The following is a 21,087-nucleotide window of genomic DNA, read 5'->3' as shown; positions in this document are numbered from 1 at the left end:
CATAATATCTTTCCTGATATATTTTATATCTTTTCTCTAAAATTATGAAATTGATATTTTTTATTCAAAAGTATTTCTTTATAGATTATGCCTATAATTTTTATTCTCTACTTAATATAGATGTCCCTCCGACTTTATTGGAAAATACATGATCAGCAGACTTTCTACACTTCTTTTACACCTAAGTCTCTTCAACTTTTATATCAAGCACACCTCAAAAACTTGCAATACTATGTACAAAACATATATAATTAAGATAACGTTAATCCATTTAGAAAGGAAATGCCGACATGTATGTAAAAAAACCAAGAGATATAGGAAAAGTTGTGAAGAGCTTGTACGAAAAACAAGGACTTGAAAAAGAGCTTGTGGCCAGGTTCTTGAGATTAGACACAGACGACCTAGACAGCTTTGAAAACGGATACCATGTTGTGAATGCCTTTGATTTAGAGAGGTTTTGTGCGCTGTTCTGCTGCAAGCTATGCCCAGACGGAATAGACACTGCCGAGTACAGAGACATAGATATAGCAAAGCCTCTAGATGAGCTAAAGCTTGAAGACCTAGAGACAGTAGCCTCAAGACATCTAGAAACTAGCAACCTTATATATACGCCGCAAATCTAAGGCATAAGAAACGGGCAGACCATTTGGTCTGCCCGTTTTCACTATATCCTTCCCTGCTTTTCAAGTGTGTAGAACATAAATACCGCTTCGTCTCTCATTATCTTGGCATTCATATTGTCGTTGCTAGGGGAATATTTATACTTCTCATACTTCATTATATCTGCAAAGTACTTCCAGTTGAAATTCTTGTCGTCTATAAGCCTCTTCATAAGCCACTCTATCTCGCTGTAAGAGATATTGTCCCAAGGCCTGAAAGTCCCGTCCGGATACCCCGTAACATATCCGTTGGAAGCTGCGTAGTTTACGTAGTCTTTGTAATATCCAAATCCATCTTTATCCCCGAAGTAGACATTTGCAGTGCTTCCCTTTACGTCCCAGTCGAATATCCTGGATGCAATTATGAGGAACTCGCCTCTTGTGATCTTTCTCTCCGGTTTGAAAGTGTCGTCACCGTAGCCAAGTACATATCCACGCCTTAAATAGCTGAATATCTCCTCTTTGGCCCAGCTCATCTGTATATCCTTGAAGTGGCTGAAGTCATCGTCTATAAACAGAGCATACTGCCCTCCGCTATAGTCTGTGCCCTTTGGAATGATAGTGCTTACAAGACCCACAGCCTGACCTTCCCGCTGCTCGTCTTGAAGAGTGTTTAAATACCTCCACTTTCCGTCTGCCCACTCGTAGATGCCAACTCTGTCAGTACCGTAGTAGTCGAAAGTAAGCATCAGGTCTTCTCTCAGCGCCACATTTTCCTCGGAGTTGTTTACAGTCACGCTGTACACGTTTGTAACAGGCTTGTACTTGCCTGATGAGGCCCCAAAGCTGTCTTTCTCCTTCTCTATGCCTATATAGGTGTCGTTGTAGAAGGCCGCCTTCGGTATGGAAAGCTCTACAGTCTTTACCTTGTTAACTCCTACAGCTCCATCTGCGATGTTGAAAGCAGTGTCTTGGAAAGTTATAACGTCCCCAAGTCCTGAGAGCTTCTTGTAAGTCATATTGCCTGTAGCTGTCTCCATGTTGGCGCCCATATAAGTGCCTGTATAGTTAGCATTGAACTCGGCTTTGAACCAGTCCTTGAAAGTTGGTACATACCAACTGGGCTCGTTGTACAGGAAGTACCTATCGTCAAGACTCTCCTCTGCTATAAATTCATTGTAGGCCCTTTGCCAGCTGTTAGTCCTTCCCTCTACAAAGTCCATTATAGCTCTAGTGCTGCCTGCTTTTTTACCCATGTCGCTTCCATCTTTTTTAGCCCTCTCGTAGAGCTTTTCTTCGTTTTCCTTCTCAAGGCTTATAAACTTCTCGGTATAGGCAGTTGGATAGTACTCTTTGAACTTGTTCAAGAAGGCGTTTCTGTACTCGGCCTCTTGGTAGTTCAGATAGTACTTGGCTACTATAGCCGCATCGCTCTTTAGGGAATCCCTTGTAGGGTCGGCCGACTGAGAGCTGAAGAAATGCACTTCGGCATGTCTTTCAGCCAGCGCTTCAGCCTCTGACTTTCCAGCACTCTCCCCTCTCTCTATAAGGGTCTTTATCCTGTCCTCTTCTTCTTTTTCAGCTTCGGTCTTATCGTCAGTTGCAGTAGTTCCCGTCTCCGCCGCCTGAGCAACTAAAGGCACCGACATCACCATAGTCCCTGCCAGTATCGCCGAAATCGCCTTGTTTGCTAGTCTTTTCATCTCTTCACCTCCGATTTACTCTATCATCTGCAAGTTGTCTAGGAGCACATCTCCCAGCAGTATCTTGTCGTAGTCTTTGCTCTCTATATACAGTCTTTGGAAAGCTATAGGGAACTCAGCATCCGAAGGTACCGCTATAGAGAGCGTCTTCCATCCAGACCAGTTCAGATCTTGCGAAAGCCCCAAGTCATAGTATTTTCCCCTGCTGTCTTTTATCACAAGCCTTAGCCCATGAGGCGCTTTCATAATAGGCTTTATATCCATGTTGATCTTGGAATACCTGTCGTTCACATATATCTCCTTCACAAACCCCAGGTTTATAGAGCTGTACCTTCTCTCTTTCAAGAAATTGTACTTCAGGTTTAGCGAGCCGCTTCCCTCTCTCTTGTCTGAGCTTATTCCTGCGCTGCCTAAAACGTCTTCCCTTGGGCTTCCCACAGTGAAGAAGTCAGCTGCGTTCTCGAAGTTCTCTACAGCTATCTTTTTAATCTGAGGCTCTGCAGGCTTGGACGGAGTTACAGGTTTTGATGGCGAAGTGTTATTCGACCCGCTCGACCCGGAAGTTCCACCTGAAACGCTCCCACTTGAACTGCTTCCACCGCTTGAAGAGCTCGATCCAGATGATGAACTTGATCCACCCGTGCTTCCTGTAGTCGTCCCTGTGCTTGGCACTGAAGGATAGTATGGTATATAGCTAGCTCCCGGCGAAACAGACGTAGCTCCGCTTACAGTTCCTGATGAATTGGAGTCTGAGCTTGAACTGTCGTTCGCCGAATCTTCAGCTTCCTGCCTTCTCATGGCCTCTATATAGCTTGAAAACGGGCTGAAAGGGTTGGATGCGAAATAGTTGCTGTCCTTCTTCCACGAAAACAAGGACTCAGTCTCTTCCACTACATTCTCCAAGCTGTACATCCTCATATAGACCGTACCTGTAAGCAGGTCGTCCGAGTCATTGTCTACAGCTATCCTGTCTACGAGTATTCTCTTTCTGTAGCTTGAGAGCTTGTCTAGAAAATCGTTAAGCGTCTGGTATCCGCCCTTGAAGGAGAGCTCAGCTGTGCTGAGTTCCAGCTTCTCCTCAGCTATATCCTCTTCTGTCGGCCTGTCGAACGTGACCCCTTCGCTCACAAGCCCGCTCTCTTCAGCCAAGTTGTCTACCAGCATTATTATGTCTTCCTGCTCCAGCTTGGTGAAGTTCCTCTTTAGTGCATCGTCTAGCCTTTCGCTCTCTTTCTCCAGCTCTTTTTCAACAGACTTGATCCTTGAGCCGTAGTTCTCCACTTTTTTTGCCTCTGATTCTATCGTGTCCAGCTCTGCTCGAACTTCCGCCATCTTGCGATGCTGAGGCACAACTAGAAACTGTATGTAGAGATAGGAGAAGCCCAGTATCAAAAGTAGCCCAAGACTAATTTTCTCCCTCTTTGTCAGCTTTCTCATCGCTCTCCCCCTCTCCCTTTAGAGTCATATCCACAGTGAAGTTGTTGTAGTCGTTTTCTGCGCTTATATTAGGCACAAATATATCCTCAAAATAAGGCACTCTTCTCAGATTGTTCTGGAAAGAAGCCACACCTTCCTTCTCTTTTGCCACTCCGTCTAAGCTTATGGCGCTCTTCTCTATAGACATCCTGTTTATAAACACGTCTTCTGCAAGCGATTCGCTTATGGCCGAGACTATATGCCCTCCTATCTGGTCCTGCTTGTTGAGCTCACCGTTTATCTTCTCAACTTTTCCACTCTGAGTCTTTAGCGAGTTCAGCAAAGTCTCCTTCTGCTCTATCTCCGCCACCTTACGCTTGGAGCTCTCTTCGTTCAGCAGCGACTCGTACTGTGCTATGCTCTTCTTCATAAGCAGCATATTTATCTGCTGATAGGCAGGCACGGCTATTACAGCAAGCGCCGCCACTACAGCAGCCACAGTTATGAGAATCTTTTTGTCGTCCCCTCCTGAAGCCTTTCTCGGCTCCACGAAGGGTTCGAAAAAGTTAAAATCCTTCAAATCAAATCCCCCCTATACCAATCTTATAAGAGCTGTGAGTGCATTCAAGTAAAGGTCTAGCGGGATCTCTCCACCTTTTGACTCATTCACCACATTGCTCATCTGCTTTAAATGTGAAGTCGGTATCTCGAAGTAGTCCTCTAAATACCTGTCCAGCCCTGATATCCTAGAGCCACCACCGTAGAGGTAGATTGCGTCGACTGTATTTCCATACTCCCTAGTCACAAAGTACTTGAAGACCTTGTTTATCTCTGTAGCCCACTTGTCCACCGAGGACTTGACAGCAGTGCTGACCATGCTTTCAGCTGAATCCAGGTCTAGCGGCTCCTCGTTTATATTCCCCATGTGCTCTTTTCTCTCCTTGGCCTCTATCAGCTCCATGTTGAAGAGATTGGCTATGTTCATATCTATGTCCTTGCTTCCGTATTCCACTATCCTGTTGAATATGAAATTGGAGTTTTTGAACATGTTTATGTTCACAGTGCTGTAGCCTATGTCTAGCACTGCAACCGTCTTTCCGGCCAGCCTGTCTTTGTGGTTTATATACAATTTTTCGCTCAAGAGCTTGTCCATGCCGTCGTATATGGTGTCCAGAGCATGCGGAGCGCCTCCCATCAGCTTTGAAAGCTCCAGATAGCTTGCGGCCATGTTCTTGTTCATGGCCACCACCAGCGCAGTTGACTTTTTCACCTCTTTGGTGTTCGTTTGCTCCACTATCCTGGTCTGTATCACATGCTCGCTCAGGACTATCGGCAGCTGCTGCGGAATCTCGAAGTCGAGTATCTTCGCCACTTGCTTCTTGTCCACAGCTGGAACCTCTATGTACCTGTCCAGTATATCTGAACTGTCTATGGTGAAAGAGTATCTGCTAGAGCCGAAGCCGTTCTCTTTGAGCGCAGTCTTTATGGCTCCAGCCATGGCGTCTAGGTTGACTATATTTCCGTTTACAAAAGAGTTGGCCGGCGTCCTGACCGCTGCAAAGTTCTTCACGTATACGTTTGCAGTGTCGGAGAAGCCCTCCACCAGCTTTATGCTGTCTTCCCCTATATCTATTCCAACTAGAGGCTTTTTAGATATCCTTGAAAAAATATTCATATCTTTCAGTCCTTCCTATCACATTATCATCTTAAAGTAAAGCTCCAGCAACTCGTCTCCGTATAGCATCACAAGCGCAGAAGCCCCGGCTATAAACGGCCCGAAAGGTATCTCGTCTTTCCTGCCCTTCAGCTTCAGGGCTATAAGCGCCACGGAAACTACCCCGCCTATTATAAAGGTCAGGAATATAGAGAGCAGAGAATATTTCACACCCAAAAATAGCCCGAGCACCGCCATAAACTTTATGTCTCCTCCGCCCATGGCTCCCGCCGTTATAAGCGCCACTAGGAGATAGAACCCTCCCCCTATTATAAACCCTAGTGCCGAATCCATAAAGTACAAGTTTTCGCCCGTGGCAAACCTCGCCCCGGAGTACAGAACCCACAGCAGCGCTATCGCTATATTCAGTCCATCGGGGATTATCTTATGGTCGTAGTCTATATAGCTTATAACCACGAGTATGCTAAACAGCAGAGCGTAAGACAAGCCCTCCACTGAAAAGCCGAATTTCCAGTATACCAGAACGTAGAGCGCTGGGTTCAAAAGTTCCACTATCGGGTACCTTATAGAGACTGGCGCTCCGCAGTATCTGCATTTCCCCCTGAGCATAAGGTAGGAAAATACCGGCACAAGGTCCCAAGCCCTTAGCCTTGTGTTGCAAGATTGGCAGTTGGAAGGCGGATAGGATATGGACTGCTTTTTTGGGATTCTGTATATGCAGACGTTTAGAAAAGAGCCTAATAGGAGGCCGAATATTATTACAAATATGTACTCTATCAATTATTTCACCTCTGTTTTTTATGTATACTTTGTCATTCCGATTTCACAACTGGATACGACTGCTTCCAGTTGAACTTTACTGTTACAGAGTAGCTTCTATTTGCGCTTATCTCTACCGCTTCAAAGTCCTCTACATCTTTATTCTGTCCCGGTGCATTCTCTGAATTTCCTGGGGTGTTTGGCTTATTTGCCTGACCTGGTGCATTTCCAGAATTACCCGGCTTGCCCATTCCCGAAGCGTTTTGAGCCTTAGAGTATCGTATGGACTGTATCTTTATGTCGCCGTCTACGAGGTCTTCGTCTACAAGCGTCTGAAGCTCTATGTACATAATTCCTTTTTCCGGCCATATAATCTTGTCGTCGCTTCGAGCCAAGTATACTTTGGTCACCCTTGCAAGCTCGGAAGCCAGCGCTTCGTCGGCTGAAACTTTGGCCATCTCCTGCATTCCCATATACCTTGAAATCCCTACAGTGGACAGTATGGCTATAATTGCTATTGTGATTACAAGTTCCATAAGGGTACGGCCTCTGTTGTCCATGTATCCACCTCCTGGAGTTTAGTATTATGCAATATGTAAGTTTTCTGTTTTTACTCTAAAAAAAGAGGAGGAAATCCTCCTCTTTAGGTTAAATAAGTTAACAACTTAAGTGCCTGGCACGGTCTAAGCGCTGATTCTATTCCCCTTCACCGTCACCTTCAACTACACCTGTTGCCGCAGCCGTTACATCATTATCTGTAACGGTTATCGTTACTGTGTTATCAGGTCCACCGTTAGCTTCAGCTTGTATTTCAGGGGCTGACTCCAAATAACCGTCTTTCACCAGTGCATGATCGCTACTAACTTCACCGCTTGCTAGAGCATCTTCCTCTGTTGCTATATAAAGCTTTGCTGCATTTTCAACTTCCGCAAGAACAGCTTTATCTGCTTCTTTTCTGGCTGATTCAGTCATTCCTCCAAACTGTGTAACCCCTATTACCGCCAATATACCTATTATAGCTATAACTATAATAAGCTCTATAAGGGTAAGACCCTTATTGTTTGAAATTCTCTTCTTCATTGCACTTATCATTTCATCTCTCTCCTTTCATATATGTTTTTTATAATGCCTTCACTGCCCCATTTCTCCCCCGGGCCTCACCCCCTTGAATTGCTTTCTCTAAACTGTGGACTGTATGGCTTCGTACATCCCAAACATAGGAAGCGCTATGGCTATGACTATAAACCCCACTATCCCCGCCATAAAGATGATCATCACAGGCTCTATAAGGGCCGTAAGCCTCTGCACCGCCACTTCAACTTCCTCGTCGTAGAAATTGGCCGTCTTATCGAGTATCTCGTCAAGCGTACCGGACTCCTCCCCTACACCTATCATGGATTTCATCATAGGCGGAAACTCGTCTATATCCCTTATCGAGCGGGAGAGGGTGTAGCCCTTCCTTATCTCCTCTTTCATATTCTGTATCTTGGACTCTAAGACCACGTTCTGTATAACTGTCGAGGTTATGTCGAGCGCCTGTATGAGCGGCACACCACTTCCAAAGAGTATGGAGAGCGTCCTGGTGAACCTGGAAGTCACTATGTCCTTCACAGGCCCTTTTACGGCAGGAAGCCTGAGCTTGGCCCTGTCCATAACCCATCTGCCTGACGGAGTCTTGGTATACCTGTACAGTCCAAATATGCCCAGAAATATCACAGGGAATACAATAAACCAGTAGTTTTTAAGCCCCGTGCTCATGGCAAGCAGCATTCTGGTCGGAAGCGGAAGCTCCGCCCCTGCCGACTCGAACATGGACACAAAGTTAGGCAGCACAAAGAGCAGCATAAACACAACTACTGCAAAGGCCACTATCCCAAGCACCACAGGGTAGATCATGGCTGACTTTATCTTGTTGTTTATCTTGTACTCCTTCTCGTAGTGAACGGCCATACGCATCATTATCTCGTCCAGATTACCGCTGGCCTCTCCGGCCTCCACCATGCTGGTCAGAAGCCCCGGGAATACTTCTCCTCTCTGCTTCAGCGCCTCAGAGAAAGTAGCCCCTTTCTGGACGTCGCTGTGGACTTCCTTTATTGCCTTCTTGAGCTTCTTGTTCTGGGTCTGCTTTTCTGTAATCTCAAGTATGTTTATTATGGTAATTCCTGAATTTATCATGGTGGCGAACTGACGGCAAAAGATGGAAATATCTTTTGTTTTGACCTTGTTGAAGAAGTCAAGCTCAAGCTCCGAGCTTGTGGAGTTCAGAGCTATATCCACAGGATACCAGCTTCTCTCTCTTATCATCTCCAGCACTTCGCTGTCGGACTCGGCTATAAAAAGCCCCTCCTGCGTCGCGCCGTCCTGCGTCAGCGCCCTGTATTTGTACTCCGGCATCTATAATCCCCCCTAGTAGCCTCTGTTGTTGAGCAGCCTTGAAACAGTGTCTCTGTCGAACGCCGAAGTTGTAAGCGTCTCTCTAGTTATGACTCCCTTGTTGTATAGGTTCATAAGCGAAGAGTCCATAGTCTGCATTCCGTACTTTCCGCCCGTCTGTATAGAGCTCTCCATCTGGTGGGTCTTGCCCTCCCTGATAAGGCTCTTTATGGCAGGAGTTCCCGTCATAACCTCGAAGGCCGCCACCCTTCCGTCTCTATGCGTCTTTGGCAAGAGCTGCTGGGAGATTACACCTTCCATTACAGAGGAAAGCTGTGTCCTTATCTGATGCTGCTGATGCGGAGGGAACACGTCTATAACCCTGTCTATTGTCTTGGCTGCCCCGAGTGTATGGAGCGTGGAGAACACAAGGTGCCCCGTCTCGGCCGCCGTTATGGCGATTGAAATGGTCTCTAGGTCCCTCATCTCTCCCACCAGTATTACATCCGGATCCTGACGGAGCGACGCCCTAAGCCCGTTTGCAAAGGAAAGCGAATCCTGCCCTATTTCCCTCTGGTTGACTATGCTGTTCTTATGCCTGTGAAGGTACTCTATAGGGTCTTCAAGCGTCATTATATGACAGGCCCTCTCTTCGTTTATCTGGTTTATCATGGCGGCAAGTGTAGTCGACTTACCGCTTCCAGTAGGTCCTGTGACCAGCACAAGCCCTCTTCTCTTTCTGGCAAGCTCTTTTACAGACACGGGAAGACCTAGTTCATCTGTGCTTGGAACGTCTGAGTTTATAACCCTCAGCGCCATCCCGTAACTGTTTCTCTGCTTGTAGGCGTTCACCCTGAAACGGCCTTTTCCTGTAAGTGTATGGGAGAAGTCCACTTCGCCTTTCTCCTCTATTGTGACTTTATGCCTCTCATCTAGTATCTGGTAGACCAAATCTTTTGTGTCGTCCGGCATCAGCTTTTCAGACCCTATGGGCTCCAAGTCCCCGTTTATCCTGATTGTTGGAGGTATACCCACCGTTATATGGAGGTCTGAAGCTCCCATATCTATAGTCTTTAGTGCTAGTTCATTGAAATCCATCTGTTTCTCCCCTTTAGTCGAGTGAATAAGCTATCCTCACAAGCTCCTCCACTGTAGTCTTTCCGTTTAAGACGAGGCTCTTGCCGTTTTCAAAGAGCGAGACCATCCCCTCGCTCTCGGCCTTCTGCCTTAGTTCGTCTATTGTGGCCCCGTCGTTTAAGAGCTTTCTGAGCTCTTTTGTGACCATCATTATCTCGTATACAGCTGTTCTCCCTTTGTATCCTGTGTTGTTGCAGGCTATGCAGCCCTTTCCCCGTTTAAGCTCCACGTCATCTTCCAGCTTAAGAAGCAGCTTTTCGTGCTCCCCCGCAGGATAGCTGTACTGGCACTCCTTGCATATCTTCTTTACAAGCCTCTGCGAAACTACCCCCACAAGTGATGAAGCCACCACATATGGCTCTATCCCCATGTCCACAAGCCTTACAAGCGTTGAGGCGGTGTCATTTGTATGCATTGTGGAGAGCACGAAGTGGCCTGTAATCGCGGCTCTCATGGCTATGCTTGCAGTCTCTCCATCCCTTATCTCCCCTATCATGACTATGTCCGGGTCCTGTCTCAGTATGGACCTTAAGCCCGAGGCAAAAGTCAGCCCGGCCTTCGGCATCACCTGGACCTGGTTCACCCCTTCAAGCTGGTACTCCACCGGGTCCTCTACTGTGACTATATTCCGCCTTACGTCGTTCAGTTCCCTAAGCACTGTGTATAGCGTTGTGGACTTACCGCTTCCCGTAGGCCCTGTAACCAGCATTATTCCGTTTGGCGACTTTATTATACTGTCGAACTTTTCAAGGTCGCCCTCCGTAAGCCCGAGCTCCCCCTTGGAAATCATAAAGCCCGACTTGTCTAGTATCCTCATAACTATCTTTTCCCCGAACACGGTCGGAAGGCTCGAAACCCTTATGTCTATGTCCCTACCTTCGACTTTCGTCTCTATCCTGCCGTCTTGGGGAATTCGCTTCTCGGCTATGTTCATGCCGGACATTATCTTTATCCTGGTTGAAATCGCGGAGTGTGTATTTTTGGCAGGGCTCATTATCTCTCGCAGATCTCCATCGACCCTGAATCTGACCTTCACAGACTTCTCGAAGGGCTCTATATGTATGTCGCTGGCCCTCTCGGCTACAGCCTGGCGTATAAGCCTGTCTATGAGCTTTACCACCGGGGCATTTGTGACCTCGAAGGAAAGCTCCTCGTCCTCGAAGTCCACTTCTTCAAGCGAGTCGCTAAACTCCTCCAGCTCTTTCTCCACGCCTTTGTTTCTGTAGTACTTGTCTATGCTCTGAAATACCTCCTGCTTAGTCCCTATAGCGGGCTCTACGCTCTTCCCAATTATCATGGAGAGGTCGTCTACCGCAAATATATTGAGTGGATCGGTCATTACCACCAGCACTTTGTCCCCTTCCAGCTTCACGGGGATTGCATTGTACTTCTGGGCAGTCTTTTCGTCTATAAGCTCCACGGCCTCTTTTTCCACTTCGTACTTGTCAAACCTCACATGTGGTATGCCTAGCTGAAACTCCAGCACCTCTATAAGCTCTGTCTCGCTGATTATGTTTTCGTCTATAAGCACTTCTCCAAGCTTTTTCTGGGTCCTCTTCTGGACCTCCAGCGCATAGTTCAGCTGGTTTTCGGTTATAAGCTTCATGGTGACAAGAAGGTCCCCAAGTCTTACGCTTTTTCTGCTGGAAGCTCCAGTTATTTCTCTCTCCATCTAAAAACTCCTCTCTTCTATTGATTAGTCAAAAAAAGACTAATAACAGAAGTCATTAGTCGGTTACGCCACCACATCCCTATGGCATAAGGCGTCCAAGTATAGCCATAGTTCATCTGTCCTATATTCATTTTACCCAGTCTAAGCTTCATTTAACAGTTTTTCAACTATTTTACGCAGTTCGCCTCTCTGGTCTATCTGTGGATTCTCTATAACTCTCTGAAGAAGCTGGTTTAAGGCCTTTCCTATATATTCTCCTTCCGAAATGCCAAGTTCTTTTACATCGTGTCCATTCACAGTTAAATCCTTAAGACTCATAGGTATTTCATCTAGTACGATTTTATCATATTTTCCCCTGAAGTTCACTAGATTTTGCAGGCCCTTCACATTGTTGGTGGAGTTCTTGTCGGCAGCCTGAAGCTCTAGCAGTTCCTCTATATTCTCCTTGCCTATCTTATTTATGAAGCGCTTTACACTGGACTCTGTCTTGAATTCATGTATCGACATATGATATCTGACCAAAGTCGCCACTTTTTTCACAGTGTACTTGCTGTAGTTTAGCCTCCTCATTATATGGACCGCCAGCGATTCGCTCACCTTTTCATGCCCATAGAAATGTCCCACCCCGTGGTAGTCAAGGTGGAAGCACTCCGGCTTTCCTATGTCGTGAAAGAGCGCCGCAAGCCTTAACTCAAGCACAGAGGGAGTTCTATCCAACACGTCCATTATATGTCCGTATACGTCTTTTGTGTGATAGGGGTTTTTCTGGTCAAAGCCGATGCAGATTTCAAGCTCCGGCACGATGTACTTAAGCACCTCTATCTCCTTTAAGTAGCCCATTCCTATTGATGGCCTGTCTGTCATTATAATGCGTGTAAATTCCTGCCTTATCCTGTCGTGGCTTATCTTCTCCACTAGATGGCCTTTTTCTATCATGGCGTCGAAAGTCTCCTTCTCTACATGGAAGTTGAGCTCTCTTGCAAGCCTTATACCCCGAAGCACCCTGAGCGCATCCTCCTCGAATCGCTCGTAGGGGTCTCCAACTGCTCGAACGGTTTTCTTGGCCATATCCTCTCTACCGCCGAATATGTCCACAAGCCCTGTACGAAGTCCGTAGGCCATGGCGTTTATGGTGTAGTCCCTACGCTTCAAGTCTTCAACAAGCGATGAGGTAAACTCCACTTCGGAGGGCCTTCTGTTGTCTAGGTATTCCTTGTCTATCCTGAAAGTGGTGATCTCGTAGTCCCTGTGGTCCACTATGGCGCCTACAGTCCCGTGCTCTATCCCCTTCTCGAAAGTTCGAAATTTTCCGCTGTAGGCCTCTATCACCTCCTCTGGCTTCGCCGAAGTGCCTATATCCCAGTCCTTAGGAGTCCTCCCCAATAGAGCGTCCCTGATGGCCCCGCCGACCACATATGCCTCGTGGCCTTTTTCCTCGAGCGCTCTTATAAGACTCACCACGTCTTCTGGAATTTCCAGTTCAATATCTTCCATATGGATAACCACCTTTTTCTGACTAATTATATGTATAGTTTAGAAAGAATAAGATAAGCTCATAGAGCTCGTATTGGCTCAAAGCACAATTTTTGCCACTATGAATTATCTTTTTAAAAAATCATACGCTCCAATGCAAGCTTTCTCTAGAGTTTTAACAAATTTTCTAGGCAACGCAACATCATGGAGATTTGATGAAAATATAGAACAAGCAGAAGTGCGTTTAAGTCCGGTGTCTGAGCGACAGCGAGTTCCGGATTTTGCACTTATGCAGTTCTAGTATATTTTCCAAATCATAATGCGTGAGTAGCTTGTAAATTTGCCTTAAACTCTCACAAAACTAAACTCTACGCTTACCCAACTATAGACTGTTCCACTCCTGCCCCTGCCGGGATTATAGGGTATACGCAGTCGTCTTTGTTCACTATGCACTCTATAAGCACAGGCTCGTGCTTGTCGGCTATATTGTCGAATATCGCCTTGAAGTCAGAAAGGCTTCTAGCTCTATGTCCGTCTATATTGTAGGCCTCTGCAAGTTTTACATAGTCCACTTCGTTTCCTATGTCTGTCTCCGAGTACTTCTCCTTCTGGAACAGTTTCTGCCACTGGCGAACCATTCCAAGCGTGCTGTTGTTGAAAAGCAGTATTATGATTGGAAGGTTGTGCTTTCTAACTGTGGCAAGCTCGTTGCAGTTCATTCTGAAGCTTCCGTCGCCTGTCACAAGTACTGTTCGCTTTTCTGGACATCCCACCTGAGAGCCTATGGCCGCTCCAAGTCCGAAGCCCATAGTTCCAAGCCCTCCAGAAGTCACAAAGCTTCTAGGCGTCTTGAATCTCCAGTACTGCGCCGTCCACATCTGATGCTGTCCTACGTCTGTAGCCACGTTTGCATTAGCCCCAAGCGCCCCCGAGACATATTCAAGTATGTTCTTGGCCACAAACTCGTCGTGCTCCACACACCTAGTCACCTTGTAGCTCTCTATCTCTGCAAGCCACTCGCTTCTGTCGCCTTCCTCTATATGCTTTGAAAGCTCCGCCAGCGTGTCCTTTAGGTCGCCTATCAGGAATATATCAGCTTCCCTGTTTTTGGAGATCTCAGCCGCATCTATATCCATATGGATTACCTTGGCTCTTTGGGCGAATTTGTCGAGGTCTCCCGTAACTCTGTCGTCGAACCTGGCCCCCACAGCTATAAGGAGGTCGCAGTTGTCCACGGCCATATTTGTCTCTTTCTCGCCGTGCATTCCAAGCATTCCAAGCGAAAGCTCGTCGTCCCTGTCTATAGATCCAAGACTCATAAGCGTGTTTGCAACAGGTATATTGCCTTTTTTAGCTATCTTCACCAGCTCTTCTGCGCTGTCGGAGATAATTACTCCTCCGCCTACGTAGAGCACAGGCTTCTTGGAGCTGTTTATCTCTTTTGCGGCGCGCTCGAACCACTCTGGCTCCGATATCTCGTGATGCTTTTCATCCATGACTATCTCCACGCTTTCGTATTCACAGCTCTCCATAAATACGTCTTTCGGTATGTCCACCAGCACCGGTCCTGGCCTTCCCGATCTCGCTATCTTGAAAGCCTTTCTGATAGTGTCTGCAAGCGTCTTTACATCCTCTACAAGGAAGTTGTGCTTTGTTATAGGTGATGTTATTCCTGTTATATCTACTTCCTGGAAAGAGTCTTTCCCTAGAAGACTTCTCCCTACCTGGCCTGTAATCACCACCATTGGCACCGAGTCCATATAGGCATTGGCTATCCCCGTGACTGTATTAGTTGCTCCAGGCCCTGAAGTCACCACGCAGACACCCACCTTTCCCGTCACTCTGGCGTATGCGTCTGCTGCATGTGAAGCCCCCTGCTCGTGCGAAGGTCTTATGTGGTTGAAGTCCCCGCTCTTGTCGTAAAGTGCATCGTAGAAAGGTATAACAGCCCCTCCCGGATATCCGAAGAGCGTGTCCGCACCTTGCTCTTTAAGGCACTCTAGCACTATATGCGCTCCGCTTAGTTTCATTTAAATCCCTTCTTTCTCTCTATAGTGCAAAAGTCCCCCTCTGTTAAGAGGAGGACTTTTGTGTACAATCTATTATTTTAGGACTGCTCCCTCTGATGCAGAAGCCACAAGCTTCGCATATCTTCCAAGGTAGCCTTCAAATTCATTTACTCTTATCTCCAGAGTCTTTTTTCTCTCCTCTAGCTCAGCTTCGTCTACAAGCAGATTTATCACACCAGCTAGGATGTCTACCTCTATCTCGTCTCCGTCTCTAACTAGAGCTATAGGTCCTCCCTCTGAAGCCTCCGGGCAAACATGTCCTATTGCGGCTCCTCTAGTAGCTCCCGAGAATCTACCGTCTGTTATAAGCGCAACCGACTCTCCAAGTCCCATTCCGGCTATGGCAGCTGTAGGAGAAAGCATCTCTCTCATTCCAGGCCCGCCTTTAGGTCCTTCGTATCTGATTACAACTACATCTCCAGCTACTATCTTGTGTCCAAGTATAGCCTCTACAGCCTCTTCTTCAGAGTTGAATACTTTGGCTGTACCAGTGTTTTTAAGCATGCTCTCAGCCACGGCCGATCTCTTTACAACAGCGCCTTCCGGTGCAAGTGTGCCTTTGAGTATAGCTATTCCGCCTGTTGCACTGTGCGGAGCGTCTATATCGGCTATTACCTTGCTTCCCTTCTTCTCTTTGCCCTTGAAGTTCTCGCCTATAGTCTTGCCTGTAACCGTCATGCAGTCCTCGTTTAGAAGGCCTTTTTTAGAAAGCTCGTTCAGAACTGCTGGTATTCCCCCAACAGCGTGAAGATGCTCTATATGGTAAGGTCCTGCTGGGCTCAGTTTGCAGAGGTTAGGAGTCTTCTGGCTTATCTCGTTTATCTTCTCAAGGTTTATATCCGCCTTAGCCTCATGAGCTATGGCTGTAAGGTGAAGTACAGTGTTTGAAGAACATCCTAGAGCCATATCGGCTACAAGTGCATTCTCTATCGACTTCTCGTTTATTATATCTCTTGGAAGTATCTGCTTTTCAACCAGTTCCATTATCTTCATTCCAGCTTCTTTTGCAAGCCTCTTTCTATCTGCGAAGACTGCCGGTATAGTTCCGTTGTACGGAAGCCCTATCCCAAGCACCTCTGTCATGCAGTTCATAGAGTTGGCTGTGAACATTCCAGAACATGATCCGCAAGTAGGGCAAGCCGAGTTTTCAAGCTCTAGAAGCTCCTCGTCGCTCATCTTTTGGTTCTCATGCGATCCAACTCCCTCGAATACAGTCGCAAGGTCTGTGTCCTGGTTGAAAGTCTTTCCTGCAAGCATAGCTCCACCGCTCATAACTATAGTAGGTATGTTCAGTCTTGCAGCAGCCATCATAGCTCCTGGAACTGTCTTGTCACAGTTAGGTATGATTACAAGCCCGTCGAAAGCGTGCGCTCTGGCCATAGTCTCTATGCTGTCGGCTATAAGCTCCCTGCTCGCAAGCGAGTACTTCATCCCCACGTGGTTCATGGCTATTCCGTCGCAAACTGCGATTGCCGGAAACTCTATAGGAGTTCCGCCTGCCATAAGCACTCCACGCTTCACTGCTTCAGTTATCTTGTCGAGCTCTATATGCCCTGGAACTATCTCGTTGAAAGAGTTCACCACACCTATAAGCGGTCTAGATATCTCTTCGTCAGTCATTCCAAGCGCTTTAAGCAGCGATCTATGAGGCGCCTTTGCGGCGCCTTTCTTTATTGCATCACTTCTCATTTAAATCATCCCCTATTTTTTTATCCAAGCCATCATGCTTCTTAGGTTCTTTCCTACCTCAACTATTGGATGCTCAAGCTCAGCTTGCTTTATAGAGTCGAACTCTGGTCTGTTAAGGGCGTTCTCTTGTAGCCAGTTTCTAGCGAATACTCCGTTTTGGATCTCTTTAAGAACTTTCTTCATCTCTGCTCTAGTCTCGTCAGTTATGATTCTTCTTCCTATCATGTAGTCTCCGTACTCAGCTGTGTCTGAAACAGAGTATCTCATGTTCTCGAATCCGCCTTCGTATAGTAGGTCTACTATAAGCTTAAGCTCGTGTAGACACTCGAAGTAAGCTATCTCTGGCTGGTATCCAGCTTCTACAAGTGTGTCGAAACCAGCTTTTATAAGCTCTGTAGTTCCTCCGCATAGAACTGCTTGCTCTCCGAAAAGGTCAGTCTCAGTCTCTTCTTTGAAAGTAGTCTCTAGAACTCCTGCTCTAGTTCCACCTACTCCTTTAGCGTAAGCAAGAGCTATGTCTTTAGCTTTTCCTGAAGCGTCTTGGTATACAGCTATAAGAGCTGGTACTCCAAATCCTTCTTGGTATACTCTTCTAACTAGATGTCCAGGTCCCTTAGGAGCTGCCATGAATACGTCTGAGTTAGCTGGTGGCACTATCTGGCTGAATCTGATGTTGAATCCGTGTGCGAAAGCAAGAGCTGCTCCCTCTTTTAGGTTTGGAGCTATCGACTCTTCGTAAACAGCCTTTTGTCTCTCGTCTGGTAGAAGTATCATTACGATGTCTGCAACTTTAGTAGCCTCTGCTACTGTAGCCACTTTAAGTCCTTCTGCTTCTGCCTTCGCCCAAGACTTGCTTCCTTCGTATAGTCCAACCACTACGTCTACTCCGCTCTCTTTTAGGTTAAGCGAGTGTGCGTGTCCTTGACTTCCGTATCCTATTACTGCTACTGTCTTTCCATTTAATAATTCCAAGTTTGCGTCTGCGTCATAGTACATTTTTGCCATTTCTAAAAATCCCCCTAATCATATTGTATTTTTAAAATTTTATATTCATTGATATATTAAAAAAATCCTTCATCTCCATAGATCCACTGATCTATAGGGACGAAAGATCTACTTCCGCGGTACCACCCTAGTTGCATAAATGCCTCTTTAAAGGTTAAATCCTTTCGTCTTTTAACGGTGACTGCCGACTCGTCCTAATAAGACACTATGTACGTCTTTTCAGATAAGTTATTCAGGAGTGATCATTATATGCCTACCAATGCTGACTTCCACCGTTTCGTCAGCTCTCTTGAATTGGACAGTGCATTTTTCTCTCCATCATCATATCTACACTATTTATAATGCAAATTCTTAGAATAATTATACCCCCCGTCATATGTTCTGTCAACCACTTTTTAGATGCTCCCAGCGCTCAAATCGTTAAAAAATAGCCAAGCCTGGCGTAGTATTTTTTGCACGATAATTATTGACAACTCCCCTATTAATTGATAGAGTATAAAATAATTTAACTATCATGAAACTGAAAAGACTGTGAAAGAGAAGGGTATTTTGATGGATGGTCGCAGAGAGCCGGCACTGTGGTGAAAGCCGGCACCAGTCGCAATATACAGATCACTCTTGAGTCGCATATCCGAAAGCTACGCCGTTAGGATATGCCGTTTTGCCGCGTTATAGGCTCTAAAGTGGTTTTTCAACTAAGGTGGTACCGCGGGTTTTCAACTCGTCCTTTTATATAGGACGAGTTTTTTTATACGGTTTTTTCAAATCAAGAACGAAGGAGGTTTTATTTTGAAAAGAAATATAAATATATTTGACTCTACACTTAGAGACGGGGCTCAGGGTGAAGGCATATCTTTCTCTGTCAAAGACAAGATAAAGATAGTCAAGCAGCTTGACAGCATCGGAGTAAACTATATAGAAGCCGGAAATCCTGGATCTAATTCAAAGGACCTCGAGTTTTTCAACGAAGTCAAGAAGCTTTCTCTTTCACATGCAAAGATAGTGGCCTTCGGAAGCACCAGGAGAAAGGGTATATCTGTGGAGGAAGACGCCAATGTACAGGCTCTTCTGACAGCCGAAACGCCTGCTGTAGCTATCTTCGGGAAAAGCTGGGACTTCCATGTCACAGATATAATAAAAGCTACACTTCCAGAGAATCTGGAGATGATAGAGGAGACTATAGCTTTCTTTGTGTCTGCTGGAAAAGAAGTGGTGTTTGACGCAGAGCATTTCTTTGACGGCTACAAGTCCAATCCCGAGTATGCCCTAGCTTCGCTTCAGGCGGCTGTAGACGGGGGAGCTTCATGCCTTGCGCTTTGCGACACAAACGGCGGGACTTTCCCTCATGAAATATCTGAAATCGTGAAGCTTGTATGCGAGAGATTTCCTTCTACAAGCGTTGGGCTCCACTGCCACAACGACTGCGGAATGGCTGTAGCCAACTCCGTGGAAGGCGTTAGGGCCGGCGCAGACCATGTGCAGGGTACTTTCATAGGCTTCGGGGAAAGGTGTGGAAACGCCAATCTCTCGACTATAATACCCAACCTTCAGATAAAGCTGGGCTATGAATGTATCCCATCAGAGCTTATGTCAGAGCTTACGCCGGCGGCAAGGGCTGTAGGCGAGATAGCCAACATCCATATGTCTACGGGAATGCCTTATGTAGGCGCCAGCGCATTCGCCCACAAAGGCGGCATGCATATAGACGGGGTCAACAAGGCGTCGCACTCTTTTGAGCACATATCTCCAGAGCTTGTTGGAAACAGGAGAAGGTTCCTGATGTCGGAGGTCTCAGGCAGAAGCTCTATACTATCTTCTGTCCAGAAGATAGACCCTAGCATCACTAAAGACTCTCCAGAAGCCCAGCTGATAATAGACGAGCTGAAGCGATTAGAGCATGAAGGCTACCAATACGAGGGCGCAGAGAGCTCTTTCGAGCTTGTAGTCATGAAAGTGCTTGGAATGTACAGAGAGCCTTTCGCCATAGACTTCTTCAAGGCCATAGGTGAGAACGACGTGGAAAGTGGCGAGTTCACTTCGTCTAGCATGGTGAAAGTCAGCGTTGGTGGCGTAGCCGAAATAACGGCGGCACAGGGAAAAGGACCTGTAGACGCTCTAGACAAGGCGCTTAGAAAAGCCCTCGAGGTCTTCTACCCTGTCCTGAAAGATGTCTACCTTACAGACTACAAGGTAAGGGTGTTGGATACTGAGAACACCACTTCAGCCAAGGTAAGAGTTATCATAGAGTCAACCGACGGAGTCAAAAACTGGACGACAATCGGGGTCTCTTCTGATATAATAGAAGCAAGTTTAATTGCTCTAAAGGACTCTATCGAGTACAAATTACTCAACATAGATGGAGTCGAAAAATAGTTTAAAACGAATTTAAATAATATTTAGGAGGTTTTTTTATGGAATTCAATATAGCTGTAATGCCCGGAGACGGAATAGGACCTGAGATAGTAGATCAGGCGAAAATCGTACTAGACAAGATAGGTAGCAAATACGGACACGTATTCAACTACGAGGAAGTGCTTATGGGAGGAGTTGCTTATGACAAGACTGGCGTGCCTCTTCCACAGGAGACTATAGACATATGCAAGAAGAGCGACTCTGTACTTCTTGGAGCAGTTGGAGGATACGAGTGGGACAACCTTCCAGGAGAGCTTAGACCAGAGGCTGGACTTCTTGGAATCAGAAAAGAGCTTGGACTTTTTGCAAACCTTCGTCCAGCGCTTCTTTACAAGGCGCTTAAAGATGCTTCACCACTTAAGCCTGAGATAATAGGCGACAGCCTTGACATCTGCATAGTTAGAGAGCTTACAGGTGGAATCTACTTTGGAGACAGAGGAAGACTTACTAACGAAGCCGGCGAAGAAGCAGCTTATGACACTGAGAAGTACTCTGTGTCAGAGGTAGAGAGAATAGCAAGAGTGGCTTTCGAAATAGCTAGAAAGAGAAACAAGCTTGTGACTAGCATAGACAAGATGAACGTACTTGAGAGTTCAAGACTTTGGAGAGAAGTTGTAGTTAGAGTTGCAGCAGACTACCCAGACGTAGAGCTTAAGCACCTTCTAGTTGACAACGCAGCTATGCAGCTAGTTGTAAACCCTAAGCAGTTTGACGTAATAGTAACTTCAAACATGTTCGGAGACATACTTTCAGACGAGGCGAGCATGCTTACAGGATCTATAGGAATGCTTCCATCTGCAAGTCTTTCAGACGGAAAGCTTGGACTATACGAGCCTAGCCACGGTTCAGCTCCTGACATAGCAGGACAGGACAAGGCCAACCCGCTAGCTACTATACTTTCAGCGGCTATGATGCTTAGATACTCTTTCGACCTTGAAGAAGAAGCTTCTGCAATAGAAGCTGCCGTTGAAAAGGTACTAGACGAAGGATACAGAACTGGAGATATAGCAAGCAAAGGCACTAAGATAGTTGGATGTGCTAAGATGGGAGAGCTTGTAGCAGAGAGAGTTTAATAGACAGAATGCAAAAGAGATATGGATTTTCC

Annotated in this window: 17 protein-coding genes and 2 other annotated features; of the genes, 3 read left to right on the top strand and 14 right to left on the bottom strand. The window is 46.3% G+C overall.

Features of this window, described 5'->3' with window-relative positions:
* The first annotated feature begins 290 nt into the window (after window positions 1-290).
* On the top strand, window positions 291-623 hold the full coding sequence (locus tag EUAN_RS02365) for a hypothetical protein (protein WP_071061335.1): 333 nt from the start codon (window positions 291-293) through the stop codon (window positions 621-623).
* A gap of 41 nt (window positions 624-664) precedes the next feature.
* Here the strand turns inward: EUAN_RS02365 and EUAN_RS02360 are convergent, their stop codons facing one another.
* The 14 genes from EUAN_RS02360 to ilvC all read right to left on the bottom strand — a co-directional run bounded on the left by EUAN_RS02360 (window position 665) and on the right by ilvC (window position 17,570).
* Complete coding sequence (locus EUAN_RS02360; RefSeq protein ID WP_071061333.1) at window positions 665-2,302, bottom strand: S-layer homology domain-containing protein; 1,638 nt, start codon at window positions 2,300-2,302, stop codon at window positions 665-667.
* Window positions 2,303-2,317: 15 nt separating this feature from the next.
* Complete coding sequence (locus tag EUAN_RS02355) at window positions 2,318-3,739, bottom strand: hypothetical protein (RefSeq protein ID WP_071061331.1); 1,422 nt, start codon at window positions 3,737-3,739, stop codon at window positions 2,318-2,320.
* Window positions 3,708-4,298: a PilN domain-containing protein gene (locus EUAN_RS02350; RefSeq protein WP_071061329.1), complete on the bottom strand. Its 591-nt coding sequence runs from the start codon at window positions 4,296-4,298 to the stop codon at window positions 3,708-3,710. Before EUAN_RS02350 ends, EUAN_RS02355 begins: the two co-directional genes overlap by 32 nt.
* Before the next feature lie 12 nt (window positions 4,299-4,310).
* Window positions 4,311-5,393, bottom strand: a complete 1,083-nt coding sequence (gene pilM, locus EUAN_RS02345) for a pilus assembly protein PilM (RefSeq protein ID WP_071061322.1) — start codon at window positions 5,391-5,393, stop codon at window positions 4,311-4,313.
* 18 nt (window positions 5,394-5,411) lie between these two features.
* A complete protein-coding gene (locus EUAN_RS02340; protein ID WP_071061320.1) occupies window positions 5,412-6,173 on the bottom strand; it encodes a prepilin peptidase in 762 nt (253 codons plus the stop codon).
* A 32-nt stretch (window positions 6,174-6,205) separates the two neighbouring features.
* Entirely contained in the window at window positions 6,206-6,712 is a 507-nt protein-coding gene (locus EUAN_RS02335; RefSeq protein ID WP_071061318.1) for a pilus assembly FimT family protein, read from the bottom strand.
* A gap of 136 nt (window positions 6,713-6,848) precedes the next feature.
* Entirely contained in the window at window positions 6,849-7,232 is a 384-nt protein-coding gene (locus EUAN_RS02330) for a prepilin-type N-terminal cleavage/methylation domain-containing protein (RefSeq protein ID WP_097678048.1), read from the bottom strand.
* Window positions 7,233-7,331: 99 nt separating this feature from the next.
* Window positions 7,332-8,546 carry a type II secretion system F family protein gene (locus EUAN_RS02325; RefSeq protein ID WP_071061314.1) on the bottom strand — a complete coding sequence of 405 codons (1,215 nt, stop codon included), beginning with the start codon at window positions 8,544-8,546 and terminating at the stop codon, window positions 7,332-7,334.
* A gap of 12 nt (window positions 8,547-8,558) precedes the next feature.
* Window positions 8,559-9,623, bottom strand: a complete 1,065-nt coding sequence (locus EUAN_RS02320) for a type IV pilus twitching motility protein PilT (RefSeq protein WP_071061312.1) — start codon at window positions 9,621-9,623, stop codon at window positions 8,559-8,561.
* 13 nt (window positions 9,624-9,636) lie between these two features.
* On the bottom strand, window positions 9,637-11,334 hold the full coding sequence (locus EUAN_RS02315; RefSeq protein ID WP_071061310.1) for a GspE/PulE family protein: 1,698 nt from the start codon (window positions 11,332-11,334) through the stop codon (window positions 9,637-9,639).
* A 141-nt stretch (window positions 11,335-11,475) separates the two neighbouring features.
* Window positions 11,476-12,828 (bottom strand): CCA tRNA nucleotidyltransferase, encoded by a 1,353-nt coding sequence (locus EUAN_RS02310; RefSeq protein ID WP_071061307.1) that lies wholly within the window; start codon window positions 12,826-12,828, stop codon window positions 11,476-11,478.
* 353 nt (window positions 12,829-13,181) lie between these two features.
* Complete coding sequence (ilvB, locus tag EUAN_RS02305) at window positions 13,182-14,837, bottom strand: biosynthetic-type acetolactate synthase large subunit (protein ID WP_071061305.1); 1,656 nt, start codon at window positions 14,835-14,837, stop codon at window positions 13,182-13,184.
* A 72-nt stretch (window positions 14,838-14,909) separates the two neighbouring features.
* Entirely contained in the window at window positions 14,910-16,565 is a 1,656-nt protein-coding gene (gene ilvD, locus EUAN_RS02300) for a dihydroxy-acid dehydratase (protein ID WP_071061303.1), read from the bottom strand.
* Window positions 16,566-16,577: 12 nt separating this feature from the next.
* Window positions 16,578-17,570 (bottom strand): ketol-acid reductoisomerase, encoded by a 993-nt coding sequence (gene ilvC / locus EUAN_RS02295; RefSeq protein WP_071061301.1) that lies wholly within the window; start codon window positions 17,568-17,570, stop codon window positions 16,578-16,580.
* A gap of 92 nt (window positions 17,571-17,662) precedes the next feature.
* Window positions 17,663-17,901: a binding site (T-box leader), on the bottom strand.
* A 191-nt stretch (window positions 17,902-18,092) separates the two neighbouring features.
* Window positions 18,093-18,302: a binding site (T-box leader), on the top strand.
* Window positions 18,303-18,359: 57 nt separating this feature from the next.
* On the opposite strand from ilvC, the gene cimA reads away from it, so the two are divergent.
* Window positions 18,360-19,943 (top strand): citramalate synthase, encoded by a 1,584-nt coding sequence (gene cimA, locus EUAN_RS02290; protein WP_071061299.1) that lies wholly within the window; start codon window positions 18,360-18,362, stop codon window positions 19,941-19,943.
* A 38-nt stretch (window positions 19,944-19,981) separates the two neighbouring features.
* A complete protein-coding gene (leuB, locus tag EUAN_RS02285; protein WP_071061296.1) occupies window positions 19,982-21,055 on the top strand; it encodes a 3-isopropylmalate dehydrogenase in 1,074 nt (357 codons plus the stop codon).
* Window positions 21,056-21,087: the final 32 nt, after the last annotated feature.

The sequence above is a fragment of the Andreesenia angusta genome, assembly GCF_001855385.1.
Lineage (GTDB): Bacteria > Bacillota > Clostridia > Tissierellales > Gottschalkiaceae > Andreesenia > Andreesenia angusta.
This window is presented reverse-complemented; position numbering and strand designations above follow the sequence as displayed.

Excerpts from the sequence above, each read along its gene's own strand:
- EUAN_RS02365 (WP_071061335.1), top strand. The coding sequence starts at position 291 with ATGTATGTAAAAAAACCAAGAGATATAGGAAAAGTTGTGAAGAGCTTG.
- EUAN_RS02360 (WP_071061333.1), bottom strand. The coding sequence starts at position 2,302 with ATGAAAAGACTAGCAAACAAGGCGATTTCGGCGATACTGGCAGGGACT.
- EUAN_RS02355 (WP_071061331.1), bottom strand. The coding sequence starts at position 3,739 with ATGAGAAAGCTGACAAAGAGGGAGAAAATTAGTCTTGGGCTACTTTTG.
- pilM (WP_071061322.1), bottom strand. The coding sequence starts at position 5,393 with ATGAATATTTTTTCAAGGATATCTAAAAAGCCTCTAGTTGGAATAGAT.
- EUAN_RS02335 (WP_071061318.1), bottom strand. The coding sequence starts at position 6,712 with ATGGACAACAGAGGCCGTACCCTTATGGAACTTGTAATCACAATAGCA.
- EUAN_RS02330 (WP_097678048.1), bottom strand. The coding sequence starts at position 7,232 with ATGAAGAAGAGAATTTCAAACAATAAGGGTCTTACCCTTATAGAGCTT.
- EUAN_RS02325 (WP_071061314.1), bottom strand. The coding sequence starts at position 8,546 with ATGCCGGAGTACAAATACAGGGCGCTGACGCAGGACGGCGCGACGCAG.
- EUAN_RS02320 (WP_071061312.1), bottom strand. The coding sequence starts at position 9,623 with ATGGATTTCAATGAACTAGCACTAAAGACTATAGATATGGGAGCTTCA.
- EUAN_RS02315 (WP_071061310.1), bottom strand. The coding sequence starts at position 11,334 with ATGGAGAGAGAAATAACTGGAGCTTCCAGCAGAAAAAGCGTAAGACTT.
- EUAN_RS02310 (WP_071061307.1), bottom strand. The coding sequence starts at position 12,828 with ATGGAAGATATTGAACTGGAAATTCCAGAAGACGTGGTGAGTCTTATA.
- ilvB (WP_071061305.1), bottom strand. The coding sequence starts at position 14,837 with ATGAAACTAAGCGGAGCGCATATAGTGCTAGAGTGCCTTAAAGAGCAA.
- ilvD (WP_071061303.1), bottom strand. The coding sequence starts at position 16,565 with ATGAGAAGTGATGCAATAAAGAAAGGCGCCGCAAAGGCGCCTCATAGA.
- ilvC (WP_071061301.1), bottom strand. The coding sequence starts at position 17,570 with ATGGCAAAAATGTACTATGACGCAGACGCAAACTTGGAATTATTAAAT.
- leuB (WP_071061296.1), top strand. The coding sequence starts at position 19,982 with ATGGAATTCAATATAGCTGTAATGCCCGGAGACGGAATAGGACCTGAG.